The organism is Vibrio sp. SCSIO 43133, from assembly GCF_023716845.1.
In the GTDB taxonomy this organism is placed as follows: domain Bacteria; phylum Pseudomonadota; class Gammaproteobacteria; order Enterobacterales; family Vibrionaceae; genus Vibrio; species Vibrio mediterranei.
Map to the genome: position 1 here is coordinate 1,508,519 of NZ_CP068024.1, position 16,781 is coordinate 1,525,299.

Annotated in this window: 17 protein-coding genes; 6 read left to right on the plus strand and 11 right to left on the minus strand. The window is 44.8% G+C overall.

Annotated elements, in window-relative coordinates:
- Positions 1–121: 121 nt before the first annotated feature.
- On the minus strand, positions 122–706 hold the full coding sequence (locus JKJ11_RS07270; protein ID WP_088878035.1) for an NAD(P)H-dependent oxidoreductase: 585 nt from the start codon (positions 704–706) through the stop codon (positions 122–124).
- A gap of 305 nt (positions 707–1,011) precedes the next feature.
- On the opposite strand from JKJ11_RS07270, the gene JKJ11_RS07275 reads away from it, so the two are divergent.
- Together JKJ11_RS07275 and JKJ11_RS07280 are read left to right on the plus strand one after the other, a co-directional pair.
- Entirely contained in the window at positions 1,012–1,290 is a 279-nt protein-coding gene (locus tag JKJ11_RS07275) for a hypothetical protein (protein ID WP_252038978.1), read from the plus strand.
- A 421-nt stretch (positions 1,291–1,711) separates the two neighbouring features.
- The gene (locus JKJ11_RS07280; protein ID WP_252038979.1) at positions 1,712–2,551 is read left to right on the plus strand and encodes a class I SAM-dependent methyltransferase; all 840 of its coding nucleotides are present in this window, start codon (positions 1,712–1,714) and stop codon (positions 2,549–2,551) included.
- Positions 2,552–2,808: 257 nt separating this feature from the next.
- Here the strand turns inward: JKJ11_RS07280 and JKJ11_RS07285 are convergent, their stop codons facing one another.
- Positions 2,809–3,714, minus strand: a complete 906-nt coding sequence (locus tag JKJ11_RS07285; protein ID WP_252038980.1) for a helix-turn-helix transcriptional regulator — start codon at positions 3,712–3,714, stop codon at positions 2,809–2,811.
- A 302-nt stretch (positions 3,715–4,016) separates the two neighbouring features.
- Between JKJ11_RS07285 and JKJ11_RS07290 the strand changes: the two genes are divergently transcribed.
- The 3 genes from JKJ11_RS07290 (at position 4,017) to JKJ11_RS07300 (ending at position 6,291) form a co-directional block, all read left to right on the plus strand.
- Positions 4,017–4,880 carry an alpha/beta hydrolase gene (locus JKJ11_RS07290; RefSeq protein WP_346657542.1) on the plus strand — a complete coding sequence of 288 codons (864 nt, stop codon included), beginning with the start codon at positions 4,017–4,019 and terminating at the stop codon, positions 4,878–4,880.
- 11 nt (positions 4,881–4,891) lie between these two features.
- Positions 4,892–5,443, plus strand: a complete 552-nt coding sequence (locus JKJ11_RS07295) for a nuclear transport factor 2 family protein (protein WP_252038981.1) — start codon at positions 4,892–4,894, stop codon at positions 5,441–5,443.
- A gap of 146 nt (positions 5,444–5,589) precedes the next feature.
- Positions 5,590–6,291, plus strand: coding sequence for an SDR family NAD(P)-dependent oxidoreductase (locus JKJ11_RS07300; RefSeq protein ID WP_252038982.1), 702 nt, complete (start codon positions 5,590–5,592; stop codon positions 6,289–6,291).
- A 118-nt stretch (positions 6,292–6,409) separates the two neighbouring features.
- On the opposite strand, the gene JKJ11_RS07305 is transcribed toward JKJ11_RS07300, so the two are convergent.
- The 3 genes from JKJ11_RS07305 to JKJ11_RS07315 all read right to left on the minus strand — a co-directional run bounded on the left by JKJ11_RS07305 (position 6,410) and on the right by JKJ11_RS07315 (position 8,309).
- A complete protein-coding gene (locus JKJ11_RS07305) occupies positions 6,410–6,748 on the minus strand; it encodes a cytosolic protein (RefSeq protein ID WP_252038983.1) in 339 nt (112 codons plus the stop codon).
- 71 nt (positions 6,749–6,819) lie between these two features.
- A complete protein-coding gene (locus JKJ11_RS07310) occupies positions 6,820–7,371 on the minus strand; it encodes a DUF2301 domain-containing membrane protein (protein ID WP_171388624.1) in 552 nt (183 codons plus the stop codon).
- Positions 7,372–7,373: 2 nt separating this feature from the next.
- Entirely contained in the window at positions 7,374–8,309 is a 936-nt protein-coding gene (locus tag JKJ11_RS07315; RefSeq protein ID WP_252038984.1) for a 2-dehydropantoate 2-reductase, read from the minus strand.
- Positions 8,310–8,410: 101 nt separating this feature from the next.
- Between JKJ11_RS07315 and JKJ11_RS07320 the strand changes: the two genes are divergently transcribed.
- Positions 8,411–8,878: a DMT family transporter gene (locus JKJ11_RS07320; protein WP_063605382.1), complete on the plus strand. Its 468-nt coding sequence runs from the start codon at positions 8,411–8,413 to the stop codon at positions 8,876–8,878.
- A 41-nt stretch (positions 8,879–8,919) separates the two neighbouring features.
- On the opposite strand, the gene JKJ11_RS07325 is transcribed toward JKJ11_RS07320, so the two are convergent.
- The 6 genes from JKJ11_RS07325 to JKJ11_RS07350 all read right to left on the minus strand — a co-directional run bounded on the left by JKJ11_RS07325 (position 8,920) and on the right by JKJ11_RS07350 (position 16,607).
- On the minus strand, positions 8,920–9,282 hold the full coding sequence (locus JKJ11_RS07325; protein WP_006070629.1) for a YgiW/YdeI family stress tolerance OB fold protein: 363 nt from the start codon (positions 9,280–9,282) through the stop codon (positions 8,920–8,922).
- Positions 9,283–9,479: 197 nt separating this feature from the next.
- The gene (gene guaD, locus JKJ11_RS07330) at positions 9,480–10,814 is read right to left on the minus strand and encodes a guanine deaminase (protein ID WP_006070630.1); all 1,335 of its coding nucleotides are present in this window, start codon (positions 10,812–10,814) and stop codon (positions 9,480–9,482) included.
- Positions 10,815–10,879: 65 nt separating this feature from the next.
- On the minus strand, positions 10,880–11,704 hold the full coding sequence (xdhC, locus tag JKJ11_RS07335; protein ID WP_006070631.1) for a xanthine dehydrogenase accessory protein XdhC: 825 nt from the start codon (positions 11,702–11,704) through the stop codon (positions 10,880–10,882).
- 14 nt (positions 11,705–11,718) lie between these two features.
- Complete coding sequence (xdhB, locus tag JKJ11_RS07340) at positions 11,719–14,109, minus strand: xanthine dehydrogenase molybdopterin binding subunit (RefSeq protein WP_006070632.1); 2,391 nt, start codon at positions 14,107–14,109, stop codon at positions 11,719–11,721.
- A complete protein-coding gene (gene xdhA, locus JKJ11_RS07345; RefSeq protein ID WP_239942173.1) occupies positions 14,102–15,490 on the minus strand; it encodes a xanthine dehydrogenase small subunit in 1,389 nt (462 codons plus the stop codon). Before xdhA ends, xdhB begins: the two co-directional genes overlap by 8 nt.
- Before the next feature lie 379 nt (positions 15,491–15,869).
- The gene (locus tag JKJ11_RS07350) at positions 15,870–16,607 is read right to left on the minus strand and encodes a GntR family transcriptional regulator (protein WP_006070634.1); all 738 of its coding nucleotides are present in this window, start codon (positions 16,605–16,607) and stop codon (positions 15,870–15,872) included.
- Positions 16,608–16,781: the final 174 nt, after the last annotated feature.

Here is a 16,781-nt window from a genome sequence, read left to right on the forward strand (position 1 = left end):
ATGGCGCATCCGGCTGAGTGTGCGCCAATGCGTTAGTGAAGTTTGAGATAAGCTAAGCAGCCAGGCCAGTCAGCACTTCCAGCGCTTGACGTTTAGTAAATCCAGTGCTCATGACTACCTCTTAGAAGTATGCGTCTAGGTGCGATTCAAAGCGAGCAAAGTCGTTCTCAATGTCTGCGTTTTTCATCACGTCGTAGCAAGCAAACGTTGGCAGTGCAGTCATGCCAAAGAAGCGGAAGTTTGCGTGCATGTGGAACATCAAATCATCCACACCGCGACCTTGGAATAAGTATTCGCTATCATCATTAAATGACTCCTCTGGTGCATTGAATGTGAAAGAAAGCATGTATTTGGTATTGGTTCGAGTGCCGCCTGTTCCATAATTTTTCTTTGGTTCTTCTGGCGTTCTGCCATCAAAGGCACAGAGTGCGCCTCCCATACCCGCAGTGAATACTTCATCCATGTATTTTTTGAAAGACCATGGGATGGTCATCCAGTTGACAGGTGACTGTAGGATCACTCGATCTGCCCATTCAAAGTTCGCCAGTTGCTCGTCAACGACGATGTCATCTTGCATTGTCACTACGCGAACTTCGTGACCCTTTGATTCTAACTGGGTACGAGCTTTCTCAACTAAAGCCGCATTGAGTTTGCCTTCAGAAAATGGAGATGGTTCGTGTGCGTTAATGATTAGAACGTTACTCATGATATTAACCCTTCAATATTTGGATGTTTACCGAGCGAATAATGATTTCGCTGTCTTGTGGTTTATTATGGTTACCTACATTTCTAGTGCAATTAGTTAACTTTTAGTAACCACCATAAAGATCGAATTGAATGTTCTTAAGTGTATGTTTTACTGTGCTTTTATTTTTTCGTTGGAGTGGGCGTGTGGGTTGATAGGCGGTTAAAGGTTACCAAAAATAAACTAGTTGAAGTTATTGTTGGTTCTACCATACTGAACATAACATGCGGCTTAGCGCACAGTGATTTTGCAAAGGACGTAACTATATGGATTTATTCAAGAAACATCCATTGTGGCGCAAACCCAAGCCCCATCAAGATGCGGAGACCTGCAGCGATCATGTGCACTGGATAGGGCTTTTTCACGACTTGGCTCATGTCTTATCGATTTTCGCGCTGGGAAATTACTTGAGTCCTCACCTTGGTTTTACCGAATTCGCCGTTTTTACGCTGCTATTTATGGTGACTTGGTTTGTATGGCTTGACATCAGCCTTTTTAACTTGATTTATATCAGCACTACTAAAACAGCAAGCGGAAAGAAATGATTAGTCTGCTATTTTGCGACTATACTTTTTATTATTCATGGGTTTCAAATAGGCAATTTTCCGTAACTTATTTTTGCCCAGAACCATGATAGCTAACACTTTGTAATTGAGAAGTGCCTTTCTTCAGCCTTATTACAATACCACTACCAATCCGTTTAGAGCTTGTTTGGGATTTATCCAAATCGTATGTGTCATAGCCGTCAGACCTTATCAGATCCTGTTTTTTCTCCAAATTCCTTCTTTGTTGCTTGTCTTTGTAAGAGCTGATAACTTGTCGGCGAATTAAACTCATTACTAAGGAGGCACCAGCAATGACTTATTTTATACAAACAATATCTATCAAGCGTCCTTACGGTATTCAACGAAATAACTTCAGCTGAAAGTAAGGACGATAAATCTAACTTATTGTCGGAACTAAAAAATGTACAATAAAATCGACGAGGCTAGTGCAAAGCCTGTTGTATGGTCTGCATATACTGCTGATGTATTGTGGACTGATAGTCATATCGCAAAGCAGATGCTGGCATTTCATCTAAACCCAGAACTTAGCCTTGCATCTCGTACTGCGGAGTTTATTGATGCGTCTACTAGCTGGCTAGTTTCTGAGTTTAGCCTAAGTGCAGATTCTAAGACCATTGACTTCGGTTGTGGGCCTGGCCTATATACCCAGCGCTTAAAATCCAAAGGTGTTGGTACCGTTGTTGGTCTGGATTTTTCACATAATTCGCTTGAATACGCTAGAAGCCAAGCCAAGAAATCACAGCTTGATATCGAGTATCACTATGGGAATTATCTTGAGTACGGTGATGTTCGCAAATTCGACTTGATCACTCTGGTGATGTGTGACCTTTGCGCTCTAAATCCAGATCAGCGTGCGACCTTATTAGGTAAGTTCAAATCCCTGTTAGCGCCTAGTGGTTCGATTGCACTGGATGTTTACACTACGACTCGCTTTGCGGCTCAAACTGAGTCTAGAAACCTCGAGAAGAACGCTATGGGTGGTTTCTGGAGTGCAGATAATTACTGGTGTTTGCAATCAAACTTCAAATACGAAACTGAGATGGTGACCCTAGACAAATACGTCATCTTCGAAGATGCCCGAGAGTGGACAGTGTATAACTGGCTGCAGCACTTCAACTTGGAAATGCTAGCCAGTGAACTAGAGCCACACGGTTTAGAGATCAAAGCGAAATATAGCGATCTCAAAGGAAGCATCTTTGCGGATGGTGATGAGATGGCACTGGTTATCGGCCACAAGTAACTAGAACTAGATGGGGCGAGAAATCGCTCCATTTTTTTACTTAGCGTAAGAGCAAACTCAGTTTCTTCACTTAACAGCCAAATAATTGGTCATTAAAGAGTTTAAACGGATTGGGCTAGCTAGATGTATTTTGGTCGAGCTGTTGCAGTACGGGAAGCAGTCCGAAATCTCAGAATGGTTTTATGACTCCCAACTCATTTATGCCTAAGAAGCTATGACGGGCATGAAGTCCGAAAGTGATTTTTTCCAATTAACTATCAGTTTTCATTGTTTTTTATGTATTGCCCCGGTGTGATGCCGAAATGGTTTTTGAACGCACGAGTAAAGTGGGATTGGTCATTAAAGCCAAGCTCGTGTGCCGTTAAAGCGATATTTACTGGAGCAGAGGAGAGTGCCACTCGTGCTTGCTCCAAACGCTTATTCATCAGGTATTGATAAGGTGTTACACCGATGAGCTTTTTGAACTCTCTCAGGAAATAAAATTTACTACAACCGAGCAATTCTGCTAAATCATCGACCGCTATGTTGTTGCCCATGTTTTCTTCGATGTATTGGTCAATCTTACTAACTTGGTGTTGGCCGAACTTAGAGGCAGCAAGTTGGTTGTTCTTAAGGTCAAAGTAGTTGGAATAGTTTTGGATGTAGTGGGTTGCAAGCAACGAAACCAGGTTATTGAGGTAGACTTTGCCATTTCGCCCTTTGCCTTTTGCTTCTAACATAAACAGTTCAATGATGCCCTTAATGGTTTCATCCAACACATTGTAGTTGTTCAAAAATTGCAGCTCAATTCCGTCTAAATTTAGCGGGCAATGTGAGAAAAACTCCTGCTCTTCAATCGCTAAGATGACGAAGTAGCAAGGCTCTGCCACATCATGGGTAAACGGAGTTTTAGGCGGGTTAATCCAGATGTTGCCCGGGCTGGTTTTTAGATCGGCGAACGTACCATCTTTTTCGACGCTCCAATTCAAATCTTTTTCTAGTGCCAGTGCAAAGTAGAAGTAGGGTGTGTAGACATTCTTCGGATAGAAATAAGGGGACGTGCCCTTTTCTACCAATACGCCCGACCAATCTAATCCATGGTTTGAAAACTCAATATCCAGCACGTCGCCACAGCTTGATAGCACATTAGATTCAGAGTCATAAAACTTAAGCTCGGACTTCATTTTCGTTCCTTTGTTCTCATTCACTTGCTCGCTGAAGTTAGCGGAGTTTTGTACATTTCGTCAACTTTTTGAGCGGGCAATAAAATACAAAAACTTGGGCAGGAATGTTCAATCTTCTCTAGCGTTACAGCGCTAATCTATACCCAAGTTAGCCGGACGCTTCAGGCAAAACATAAGACAGAGAGGATGCCATGTTAAAGAAATCGCTTTTACTACTATTAAGCAGTTTGCCGTTCACCACCTTTGCTCACTCAGTTTCTGCAGATGATAACAATACTAACCTAGCTATAGAGGACACCACCATGAAACACATCGAACTTAATACTCAAGTTGGTCAACTAGCTGCAAACCTTTACCTACCAAAAGGTGCGGGAAATGCCCCAGTAGTTATCGTAACGGGTGCGTGGACAACGGTGAAAGAGCAGATGCCAGCGGTTTACGCTCAAGCATTAGCAGAGCGAGGATATGCTGCATTGACGTTTGATTTCCGTGGTTGGGGTGAAAGTAAAGACCAGGTGATGTACCTAGAAGATCCTTCACGTAAAACAGCGGACATTCGCGCAGTGATTGAAGCAGTGAGTCAGTTAGACGGCATTGATGCATCACGCATTGGTGGCCTGGGTATTTGTGCGTCGGCGGGTTACATGTTGGATGCGGTTGCTGGTAACGCCAAAGTAAACGCAGCAGCAGTGGTTGCTCCTTGGTTGCACGACAAAGCGATGGCGACTGAAATTTATGGCGGAGAAGAAAGCGCGAAAAACCTACTCGTAGCAGCGGAAGAAGCAGCGCGTTCAGCGACTCCGGTTTACATAGAAGCGGCAAGCACAACCAACGAGAGTGCACTGATGTATCAAGCACCTTACTACACCGAAGTCGATCGTGGATTGATTCCTGAATATGACAACCAATACAACGTTGCATCATGGACTGGCTGGTTGAACTACGATGCTCAAGCAAGCGCGGCAACGCAAGATAAACCAGTTCTTATGGTGGCCTCTGAAGCCATGGCTCTGCCTGCAGGTGCGCATCGTTACATAGAGAATGCTGGTAGCAACGTTAACGCAGTATGGTTATACGACATTAACCAGTTCGATTTTTACGACCAACCAGAAGCGGTAAAACTGGCTGTCGATGAAGTGGTAGAGCACTTCGAAGCGAACCTATAAGGAGTCGTGCCATGAAACTTAAACAACTGTGGTTACTGTTTATCGGGGCGATTACCATGAATGTGAATGCTCAAACCATGCCTTTGGACGAAGCGAAAATTCGAAGCAACATTAACAGCTTCTCGGCTTTGGCAGACCAGGGTGCATTTGAATACTTAGGTCGATTATTCGCTCCAGAATTGACGGTGGATTACACCACACTGTTTGGCGGAGAGGCTCAACTAGTCAAACGCCAAGACTTGATCAAACAATGGGCAGGGTTCCTTCCCGGGTTTGATGCAACATTCCATCACTTGAGCAATTTAAACGTCTCTATTGATGGCGATAAAGCGAATGCGACAGTGGACTTCACAGCAAGCCATTGGCTCGGTGCAGTAGGTTTTTGGGCGGTTTCAGGTGAATACGAGTTTGAGTTGCAACGGGCAAGCGATAACTGGCAAATCACCTCAGTGAAATTGAATCGAAAAGCAGAGCAAGGTAGTCGAGATATCTTGGCAGAGGCGCCTAACCAGGCAGCGCAAAACTTAAAATCTCGCGAAGCGCTTAAAGTGATATACCAATAAATACGTCAGAGCAATTTTGCCTAGCAAGTGGGTACTTGACCGTTTGCTAGAGCTTGCTCCGACTTGATTTTAGGTGGCAACGGTAAAAACTATCATCGTGACCAAGTTCCACGTTGATGCAGTAGAGATTTTATAAGGAACTCGACATGAGAAATAAAACACAGCGAATCGCCATTGTTACAGGGGCAAACCGTGGCCTTGGTAAAGAAGTTAGTCGCCAATTGGCAGCACAAGGTGACATTGTCATTGTTACAGCGCGCCAGCTGAGTGATGCACAGCAAGCTGTAAAAGAGTTAGGTTGGGACAACTTGTTAGCGGCACAGCTTGATATTACTGATGAGGGTAGCATTACTCATTTGGTTGAGCGTGTTAAGCAGCGTTTTTCCGTTGTCGATGTGTTAATCAACAATGCCGCGATTCATTATGACACTTGGCAAAATGTGACAAATGCTAATCTCACTACTGTCAAAGAAGCGATGGATACCAATGTGTTTGGAGCGTGGCGAATGACACAAGCACTTTTACCTTTACTCCAAAGCAGTCAGCAAGCACGTATTGTTAATATCAGCAGTGGTGCGGGTGCGCTTGATAATCAGACTGGCAGCACACCTGCCTACAGCATGTCCAAGATCGCGCTTAATTCATTGACGTTAATGTTTGCCAATCAACTGAAAAGCAGAGGTATTCTTGTAAACTCAGTCTGTCCAGGATGGGTAGCTACTGACATGGGGGGAAACGGAGGGCGCCCAATAGCGATAGGGGCCGAAGGAATAGTATGGGCCGCAAATCTGCCAGTGAACGGACCAACTGGTGGCTTCTTTCGGGACCGCGAACGAATTGTGTTTTAGTAGTAACTGAACACTGTATCGCTTTTCGAAATGAATATTTATCTTCTATTCGAAGAGCGGAATTCATTCACGGTAGGCTCCTCATAAAGAATGTCGTTCAGGAATGTAGTCTAAGTATTTAGTCCATCTGGGTAATAAAGGTTTGTTCACCATCCACAAAAGCCACAAAGCCGCCGTGATAGATAAACACCCGACCACGTCCTTCAACTAGACAGGCAAGCTGTGGGTTCAAATCTTCTTCGTTATTTTGACGTTGAAATGTGCCGGTATCGGTGATTTCGCCGTCGAGTGAAGGCAAATATCCATGAGTACGTTTGGCTTGGTCAATCAGGCTTAATTCGCTGGTGTTAGAGAAGCAAGAGGGGATTGCTCCTGCATCTTCGATAAACATGGTTTTTAGTTCTTCAAAGGCTGTAATCACCAGCCAGTCGATGCCGTTAACGTGATGGATAAACATAGTGTATCTCGATAATTCTGATGCGGAGATATTATCACTAATCAGGGGAGGGTGTAGCAGAGATTTGATTACTAAATCTGATAATTCGCTTTAATGCCAATATCGAAGTGAAGCGGCATTTGCCATTTCTTAAATGATAAGAAACCCATAATTCCGCCGACAGCGATGTAGAGCGCAACTAAAACTGGTAGTTTGTTCAGGGCAGTGCAAAGTACTGCAATAACGAGAAGAACAGGTATCAGTTTGAGTCCGGGTACTTTGAAGCAGAATGATTCTTTGAGTGCAATGCCGGAAAACACCACAAAGCAAAAGCCAAGGGATACCCACGTTGGGAGGTCTGTGACCACAAATAGGAGTGCTAACCAGCCACTCCACATTATCACCGTTCTTACCGTTTTGTCGTAAACGTGGATGTTGGCGGCGGATAAAACCGTGGATGTAAGCAGCATCCAGAATATCCATTGATCAAATGGAGATGTGACACTGGCGAGTGTGATACCTTCGTAGCTTAATGCGGCTGCCAGCAAACAGCCGATGGAAAATAGTGATATACCCAACCGATAAAGACAGACACTGAGCTTATCCAGTGCATCTAAGTCTTCTTTAAATTCAGGATTTGCCATGATTATTTCACGCTTTTTATCTGGTTATTGATAAAACATAGCTGTTCATAAAGCATCTGAGTTTTTGGCATAGCGACACCTTGATCTTTCGCTAAATCAATCGCGTTTTTATACATGTATTGAATCTCAAGTTCTCGATGGTTGCGCCTGTCGAGTAACATGCTAGTGAGGTAAGGCTTCATCTTAGCGGTGTTTGATAGCATGGTATCAATCAAAGTGTCTGAAATGTCAGTGTCCGTGGTTTTTGCGGCATGTTGAACTTCAATCATGATTTCTTTTGAGAGATTAACCAGCTCCTCGCAGCTCATCATTTCAGCAGTATCGGTGTTGAGTACGGTCGATAGTCCATTGAAAGGGACATTCCACAACAGCTTCTTCCATCTTGCGTCTATGATACGTTGATCGACATCGACTTCTACGCCGCTTTGAGTCAGGTGATTGGCAAAGTCTTCGAGTGCTTCAATGCCGGCATCGCCATAAGTGCCGATAGTGATACGGCCGTAATCAATATGGTCAATATGTCCAGGTGCCACTTTATTTGAGCAAATAAAGCACAATCCGCCTCCGACAAAAGGAAGGTTAAATTGTTCAGCTACCTCTCGCTCCGCACCAATGCCATTTTGAAGCAACATAACAAGTGTATTGGGTTTTAATAAAGGGCGAAGCAGTGCTTCGAGAAGGTGGTTTTGGGTGGTTTTTAGCGCGACAAGAACGACATCGGCTTTGGGCATATCACGCGTTGCATTATAAGCATTTAAGCTTTCAGCTGAAATTGAATAATCACCATAATGGGAGTCGACTTTTAAGCCGTTTTTGATGACATGTTGATAATCGCTGTTGAAGAGAAAGTGCACATCATTGCCGCCGTGATGGAGTCTTGCTCCGTAATAACCTCCAATAGCGCCTGTGCCAATAACTGCGAATACCTTTTTGCTCATGTCATATCCCTAAATCAATGTTGTTATCGTACTAATGTACATGAATTTTATTATGAATGAAGTGCTACGCTTGTAAGAGTGTGTTTTGACGGGAGACTGATGTGAACGTAACAAGTGTCGTACTGGTGATACTCAGCGTTGTTGTTGGGGTTGGTTTAGTGTCTCAAGCTGGCGTCAACGCGCAATTGAAAATTGGTATGAGTTCATCGTTACAAGCGGCGTTTGTTTCGTTTGTGGTTGGAACAGCTGTGCTAGGCATGCTGGTCGTGATTGAAGGCAAACCTTGGTTTCCTCAAGGTTCTATATCATCGCTACCTTGGTGGGCATGGATAGGTGGGCTTTTAGGGGCTTTTAATATCGCTATGTCGATCTATTTAGCACCGCAACTTGGTGCGTTGGCGTTGGCGATTTCTATCGTCTGTGGCCAGGTTATCGCGTCGATTTTCTATGATCAGTATGGGTTATTGGGATATCCGACAATTGAAATGACGCCACAACGAATTGGCGGAGCGTTATTGATCATATTGGGTGTGATGTTGGTAACCTATCAGCCAAACAAAAGCGGCTGAATGACAGCCGCTTTTGAAAATGGGATGAGTATTGTTGGCTATTAACCCGCGATGACAACGCGTTTAACGTCAACGGTTGCATCTTCCAACGTGTCTTTGTCTACACTACCAGTAATTGTTACACGGTCATTTGGTGTAACGTCTACACCGCGCCAATCTTCACGATCGATTTCAATCACAATGGTGTTCGCGCCGTCAGTAAATTGGTATTTCTCGTCACCCAAAGAGTGCGTGATGTTACCTGTGATTTGAACCGGAGCGTCATCATTGGCACTTAGCGCTTGAGCGACTGTTGTTTGTGCGCCTTTGATAGGGCCGTTAAAACCACCTTGCTCAGGCATAGATTTCGCAGCTGCAAAACCAGAAGTAAGGATAAGTGCTGTAGTGATGATTACTTTTTTCATAAAAACCTCAAAGTAGGCGTTGTGTTCATTTGATGGTGCTACTATGCCTGAGTCAATCTTAACGAGATTTGAAGTTAATATTCAGAATTCGTTCATCTAACAAAAAAATGCGCTTTTTTTTAAATTATTTCTCGAAATTGTTTATCTAGATAAAACAAAAGGCCCACTAAGGGCCTTCGATTTATTGCTATGTTTTGTTAACTGACTAAGCGCTTATCACGCTCGCCTTGAACGTCATAAGCTTTGTCGCCAAAGATATACGTCTCGCAGACCGTTCTATCGTCACCAAGGCTCATCAATACAAACAGTTTCTCTTCTAGAGTAGTGGCTTGCTTCATTCTAAAGCGCATCAATTGAGTCGCGTGAAGGTCTAACACTACGAAATCGGCTTCTTTGCCAACGGCTAAGTTACCAATCTTGTCTTCCAAATGAAGAGACTTAGCGCCGCCTAGTGTTGCTAAGTAGAGCGATTTCAATGGGTGCAGCTTTTCTTGCTGGAGCTGCATGATTTTGTACGCTTCACTCATTGTTTGTAGAATCGAAAAGCTGGTTCCCGCACCCACATCGGTGCCCATACCAACACGCACGCCATGTTCCTCAAGCTTATTCAACTTAAATAGGCCTGAACCAAGGAACAAGTTGGAAGTAGGGCAGAAAGCGATAGCAGATTCTGTATCCGCCAACCTTTGACATTCGCAATCAGATAAGTGAATGCCATGAGCGAACACCGAACGCTTGTGAAGCAGTCCGTAATGATCGTATACATCAAGATAGCTTTCACGTTCTGGAAAGAGGTCAAGTACCCACTCAATCTCTTTCTTGTTTTCCGATAAATGCGTATGCATGTAAACGTCTGGGTATTCTTCAAGCAGCTTGCCTACGGTTGCAAGTTGCTCTGGCGTGCTGGTTGGCGCAAATCTCGGCGTGACGGCATAGAGTAAACGGCCGCGATTATGCCACTTTTCGATTAGCTCTTTAGACGCTTGGTATCCTGATTCTGGCGTGTCGGTTAGATAGTCTGGTGCATTGCGGTCCATGAGCACTTTACCTGCTATCATACGAAGCTTACGTTTCTCTGCCTCTTCAAAGAAAACATCGACCGATTCTTTGTGTACAGTACCGAACACTAGGGCTGTAGTGGTTCCGTTACTCGCCAGTTCATCCAAAAACAGTTTCGCGACTTTGTGTGCGTAAACCGGGTTTTTGAATCGTCTTTCTTCTGGGAAGGTATAGTTTTCCAACCAATCCAATAGCTGTTCGCCGTAAGAGGCAATCATGCCTGTTTGTGGATAGTGGATATGAGTATCAATAAAACCTGACGTAATCAGCTTGTCTTTATAGGTGGTGACTTTTAGTGGCTTTGGGTGTCTTGCTAGTACGTCTGTAGCTGAGCCAATATCGATGATATGACCATGTTCAACGACAATCATGCCGTCTTCAAAAAACTCATACGAGTTCTCTAACCCGACGTCTTTCGGGTCAGCAATGCTGTGTAAAATACTGGCTCTGTAGGCCTTACGCTGTGATGTCATGGTACTTCCTTTTAGCCAACTCCTCACAAATTGGCCTTCAAATTCTGAGTCCTTTAAGTAAGCATTTAACTTACTTCATGCAGTGCTTGCGACGGATCCGGACGTTTTTGCTCTACTGGATTGCCTTGATAGAGTGAGATCAGTTCCCCTGCGACAGATACAGCGATTTCTGCAGGGTGTTTGCCGGTAATTGCGCCTATACCGATAGGGCAGGTCATGGTGTTGATCTGCTCTTGTGTATAGCCGCGCTGAGATAACCTAAAGTCGAACTTCTTACGTTTGGTCAATGAACCGATCATTCCAAAGTACGCACTGTCATTACGATCAATGATGGCTTTTGACAGGTCGAAGTCGAGTTGATGATTATGAGTCATGACCAAATAGTAGCTATTCGGTGGCATGTGTTTGACTTCACCAACAGGGTCATCTGACACCAATTTCTTCACGCCATCTGGGAGTACTTCTGGGAACTCTGCCTCTCGTTCATCAATCCAGGTCACTCTAAATGGTAATGTCGACACTATGTGCAGTAGTGCTTTTGCGACATGACCAGCGCCGAATAACACCAAGTGTTTCTGCGCTGTTCCAATAGGTTCGAAGCTTAACGTCGCCATTCCGCCACAGCATTGACCGAGGCGGGCTCCAAGATTAAAACGCTCTACTTTTAGTGCGCTCTCTCCTGAAATAAGCATCTCTCGTGCCATTTTTGATGCTACATGTTCGAGATGACCACCGCCGATAGTGGCGATAATCTTGTCTCGTGTTACCAGCATCTTCGTGCCCGCGTCACGCGGCACAGAGCCTCGGTCTTCCAAAACGGTCACCATGACACAAGGCTCGTGGTTTTCTTCAAGCTTCGCGAGTTCATGAATCCAATTGTCCTTAAACATAGTGACCTCTCTTATTAGTTTGCTTCCGTTGTGGTAGTGGTTGTATTTTTCTGCCCTTGTGTGACGGCTTGTACCGCCATTAATACACGTTCAGGTGTTGCTGGTGTGTCGAGTTTTGGAATTGCACCGTCCACGGCGACATACGAGATCGCATCTTTGAGCGCACTCCACACTGACATACCTAGCATAAATGGTGGTTCACCAACGGCTTTTGAATTGAACACCGTATCCTCTGGGTTGCTGCGGTTCTCCAGAAGGTGGGTTCTAAAGTCGATAGGCATATCCGCAATCGCTGGGATCTTGTAACTTGCAGGTCCGTTAGTCATTAGGCGACCCTGTTCATTCCAAACCAGCTCTTCGGTTGTTAGCCAGCCCACACCCTGTACAAATCCGCCTTCAACCTGACCAATATCGATCGCAGGGTTTAGTGATGCGCCAACATCGTGCAAAATGTCGACGCGCAGGATTTTGTACTCACCAGTCAGCGTATCAATAATTACTTCTGAGCACGATGCTCCGTAAGCGAAGTAGTAGAAAGGGCGACCGCGCGCTTTCTCATGGTCATAATAGATTTTTGGCGTGCGGTAAAAGCCGGTGCTCGACAATGAAATTTGGTTCATCCATGCCAGCTGAGCAAAGTCCGCAAACGTCATAATTTCTTCACGAATCTGTACCATACCATTCTTAAAAATCACTTCCTCTGGCGTGACTTTAAAGTGTGACGATGCAAATTCTATGAGGCGCTGTTTGATGGTTATTGCAGCGTTTTGCGCGGCTTTACCGTTGAGGTCGGCGCCCGATGAGGCCGCAGTGGGCGAGGTGTTCGGCACCTTGTCGGTGTTAGTTGCAGTGATTTGGATACGGTCAACATCTACTTGAAACTCCTCTGCTACGATTTGAGCCACCTTGATATTCAAGCCTTGGCCCATTTCAGTACCACCGTGATTCAAATGAATACTGCCATCGGTGTATATGTGAATCAGTGCTCCAGCTTGGTTTAGGAAAGTCGCGGTAAACGAGATCCCGAATTTCACTGGAGTAATGGATAAGCCTTTTTTCAAAATCGGGCTGTTGCGGTTGAACTCGGCAATTTCTTTACGTCGTGCGTGGTAATCACTGCTTTGTTCGAGTTGCTCAGTAATTTCCGGCAAGAAGTTATCTTCTACGGTTTGATAGTAGTGGGTAACATCACGACCTTCTTCACCGTAGTAGTTGGCTTTGCGCACTTCGAGGGGATCTTTTTTCAAGTAACGAGCGATCTCGTCCATGATGTGTTCGATAGTCATCATGCCTTGTGGACCACCAAACCCGCGGTATGCAGTATTCGATGCCGTGTTGGTTTTACAACGATGGCCTGTTACGGTTGCATCGCCTAAATAGTAGGCGTTGTCCGAGTGGAACATGGCGCGGTCGACAATAGAGCTCGATAGGTCAGGGGAGTAACCACAGTTACCTGCGACAATGATTTCAGCTCCCTCAATCACACCATCATCGTTAAAACCAATCTTGTATTGGTTGTAGAATGGGTGACGTTTACCCGTCATGGTCATATCTTCATTACGCAGCAAGCGCATTTTGGTTGGACGACCTGTTAGGTGTGCAATAACCGCTGCCATACAGGCAGGTCCAGCCGCTTGAGTCTCTTTACCACCAAAGCCACCACCCATGCGGCGCATGTCGATAACGACCTTGTGCATGGCAACGCCGAGCACTTCCGAGACAAGCTTTTGAACCTCAGTCGGGTTTTGGGTTGAGGTATAGACAATCATGCCACCATCTTCGGTTGGCATAACACTACTGACTTGGGTTTCTAGATAGAAGTGCTCTTGCCCGCCGATCTCAAGCTCGCCTTCAATGATGTGTTTGGCCTTTGCGAGTGCTTTTTGAGAGTCACCACGCTTTTGCTGGTGGCTTTCAGTAACAAAGTGCTCTTTGGCAAGGGCTTCTTTGACATCAAGGATAGCAGGTAGTGCTTCATATTCGACGATGGCGGCATGAGCGGCTTTACGGGCCGTTTCTAGGTCGTTTGCGGCTACTGCGATGACAGGCTGGCCGTAATACTCCACAACGCCATCGGCTAACAGAGGGTCACCAGGTAGAATCGCGCCGATATCTAATTGACCGGGCACATCTTTGGACGTAATTGCGATGGCAACGCCATCGAATTCATAACAAGGCGATACGTCCAATTTGGTGATTTTCGCGTGCGCTTGTGTGCTTAAAAGAGCATACACATGCAGCTGATTTGGAAACTCAAGACGATCGTCAATGTAGACCGCTTCACCAGTTACCTGTTTAGGTGCACTGTCGTGCTTAACGCTCTTACCCACGCCGGTTTTCAAATCTTGTTTGACAATGGCAACCATCTCTTCGTGAGTCAGTTGCTGATGATTCACGTTAGACATAAGAAGTTACCCTCGTTTCGATCAGATTACTGGTGTTATTGGTTTCAATGTAATAGCGCTTAAGCATATTGGCAGCTGAAATAGTGCGGTACTCTTGGCTTGCTCGGAAATCGGAAAGCGGCTCGAAATCGTTTTTCACTGCTTCCATTGCGGTGGCTATGGTCTCTTCATTCCATGCTTGACCGATTAGCGCTTGTTCGCAAAGTGTGGCGCGCTTAGGTGTTGCTGCCATACCGCCGAAAGCGACTCGTGCGTCTGTCACGACGTTATCTTCCACAGTAATGGCGAAAGCGCCGCATACTGCTGAAATGTCATCATCTAAACGTTTTGACAATTTATACGCTCGGAAGCTGTCGTTACTTGGTTTTGGAATGATGATCTTTTCGATGAATTCACTCTCTTGCTGCGCTGTCACTTTGTAGCTAATGAAATATTCTTCCACCGGAATCACACGCGTTTCATCACCACAACGAAGCTGAATGCTAGCATCAAGCGCTATCAGTAGCGGCGGGGTGTCACCGATAGGGGAAGCATTGGCAATGTTGCCGCCAATCGTGCCTTGGTTACGCACTTGCAGTGAGGCGAAGCGATGTAGAAGTTCTCCGAAATCAGGGTAGTGCTTAGTCAGCAGTTGATACGCATCGGAAATAGGCAGATTAGCACCAATTTCTAACGTTTGGTCCGTCTCTTCACACACTTTCATTTCTTCAACCAGATTCACACTGATTAACGTTTCGATTTCACGATGGAATTGAGTTACTTCAAGCGCTAAATCGGTGCCGCCAGCGACTAATTTGGCTTGGGGATGTGCTTTGTAAAGCTTGGCCAATTCGTCAGTAGTTTTTGGTGAAAAAGCAGTGAGATGACCAAGGCGTAAGCTTGCATCTTCATTTTGAATACTCTCAAGCTTCTGAATGGTTGCACGCTCTAATTCAGAGAATTGGTCAACAATACGTTCTTCTGAGCAAAGTGATAAAGCCGAGTCGACGATAGGACGATAACCCGTACAACGGCATAGGTTACCCGCAAGAGACTCCATAACATCGGGCTTGCTTGCGTTAGGTTTATTTTTGGTCAATGCAAACATCGACATGATAAAACCAGGTGTACAATAACCACATTGTGAGCCGTGAAACTCGACTATTGCCTCTTGTACCGGGTGGAGTGATTGACCTTTTTCTTGTAAGTCTTCCACCGTAATGAGCTGTTTTCCGTGTAGAGCAGAAATAAACGTTAGACACGAGTTGACGCTGCGGTACTTCAGCTGCCCGTCGACGAGCTCACCTAATACGACAGTACATGCCCCACAGTCACCAGAACCACAACCTTCCTTTGTTCCAGTTTTCTTTACATGAGTGCGTAGATAGTTCAGCACAGTCATGTTGGGGGAGACATTTACTTCCTGCTTGATTTCTTGATTGAGTAGAAAAGTAATCAAGAGACCTCCTTGTTCCGTGATAGTTCGTTTTTATAATTTTCTGACCTTTGGGTCAATAATTGGATAATTTGACCAAGAGGTCAACTAAAATTTTACAAAATAGCAACAAAACTAAGGCTTTTAATCGATTTTAGAATGAAGTGGGTATTGTATGTGTATGATTTTATTTAATAAAATGTGGAGTCAGACGTCGATTCTGTGTTACAAAAAATCAGCCATGATTATTTCGTTGTTTAAAACGATAAGCTGCGGAAATTTCGAGGGAACAAGCAGGATCAAAAAAGCCAACCGTATTTGGTTGGCTTATAATGTGTTATTCAACTTAGCTCGCTTTGTTCTTAAGCACGTCTGAGAACACCACATGAAGATCGTTGGAGGCGTTGTTTCCATCAAGATTCAATTTAGAACGAATGTGTTCTAAGTGTTCTTTCATAAGCTCAAGTGCGACTTCTTCATCGCCGTTCTCAATGGCATCAAGCAACATGGTGTGTTCATCTTGAGAACAGTTGGAGTGGTTGCCCGTTTCGTACATAGCAATGAGCAGTGACGACTGCGAGACAATACTGCGTTGGAAGGCGAGCAGAGGTGCGTTGTCTGCCATTTCGGCGAGCTTGATATGAAACTCACCAGATAAACGCAGGCCACTACCGTAATCGTCTTTGGCAAAGGCGGCGTTTTCCTCTTCGACCAATTTACGGCACTCAGCAATTTGCGCCTTGGTTGCGCTTACAACTGCGAGTTCAGTAATGGCGAGCTCAAGCACTTCTCTAGCTTTGAAAATCTGTTGTGCTTCTTCAACCGAAGGGGCAGAAACAATAGCGCCACGATTCGGTCGAATATCGACGACTTTTTCAAGCGATAATCGAAGCAGTGCACGACGAATAATGGTGCGACTAACACCAAAAATTTCCGCTAAAGCTTCTTCATTTAGTTTGGTTGCGGGAGGAAGGCGTTGTTCTAATATGGCATCAAAAATATGACAATAAACGACGTCATCTTGCGTCTGACCAGCAACTTTGGTCTTTACGCTTTTACTTACAGAGTTTTTCAGGCTTCCCATCTGATTACAGCACTCTCATGATTTATGTCCCTAATAAAACAATAATACTTCAGTTTGTATACAAGTGGCTATACAAAGATGGAATTGTGACGAACTAAGCAATATTGGCGCGTATTCACTGTTTGGGGTTGCATGTATCAATTTATGAATCAACGACATGTTTGGTTACATTCT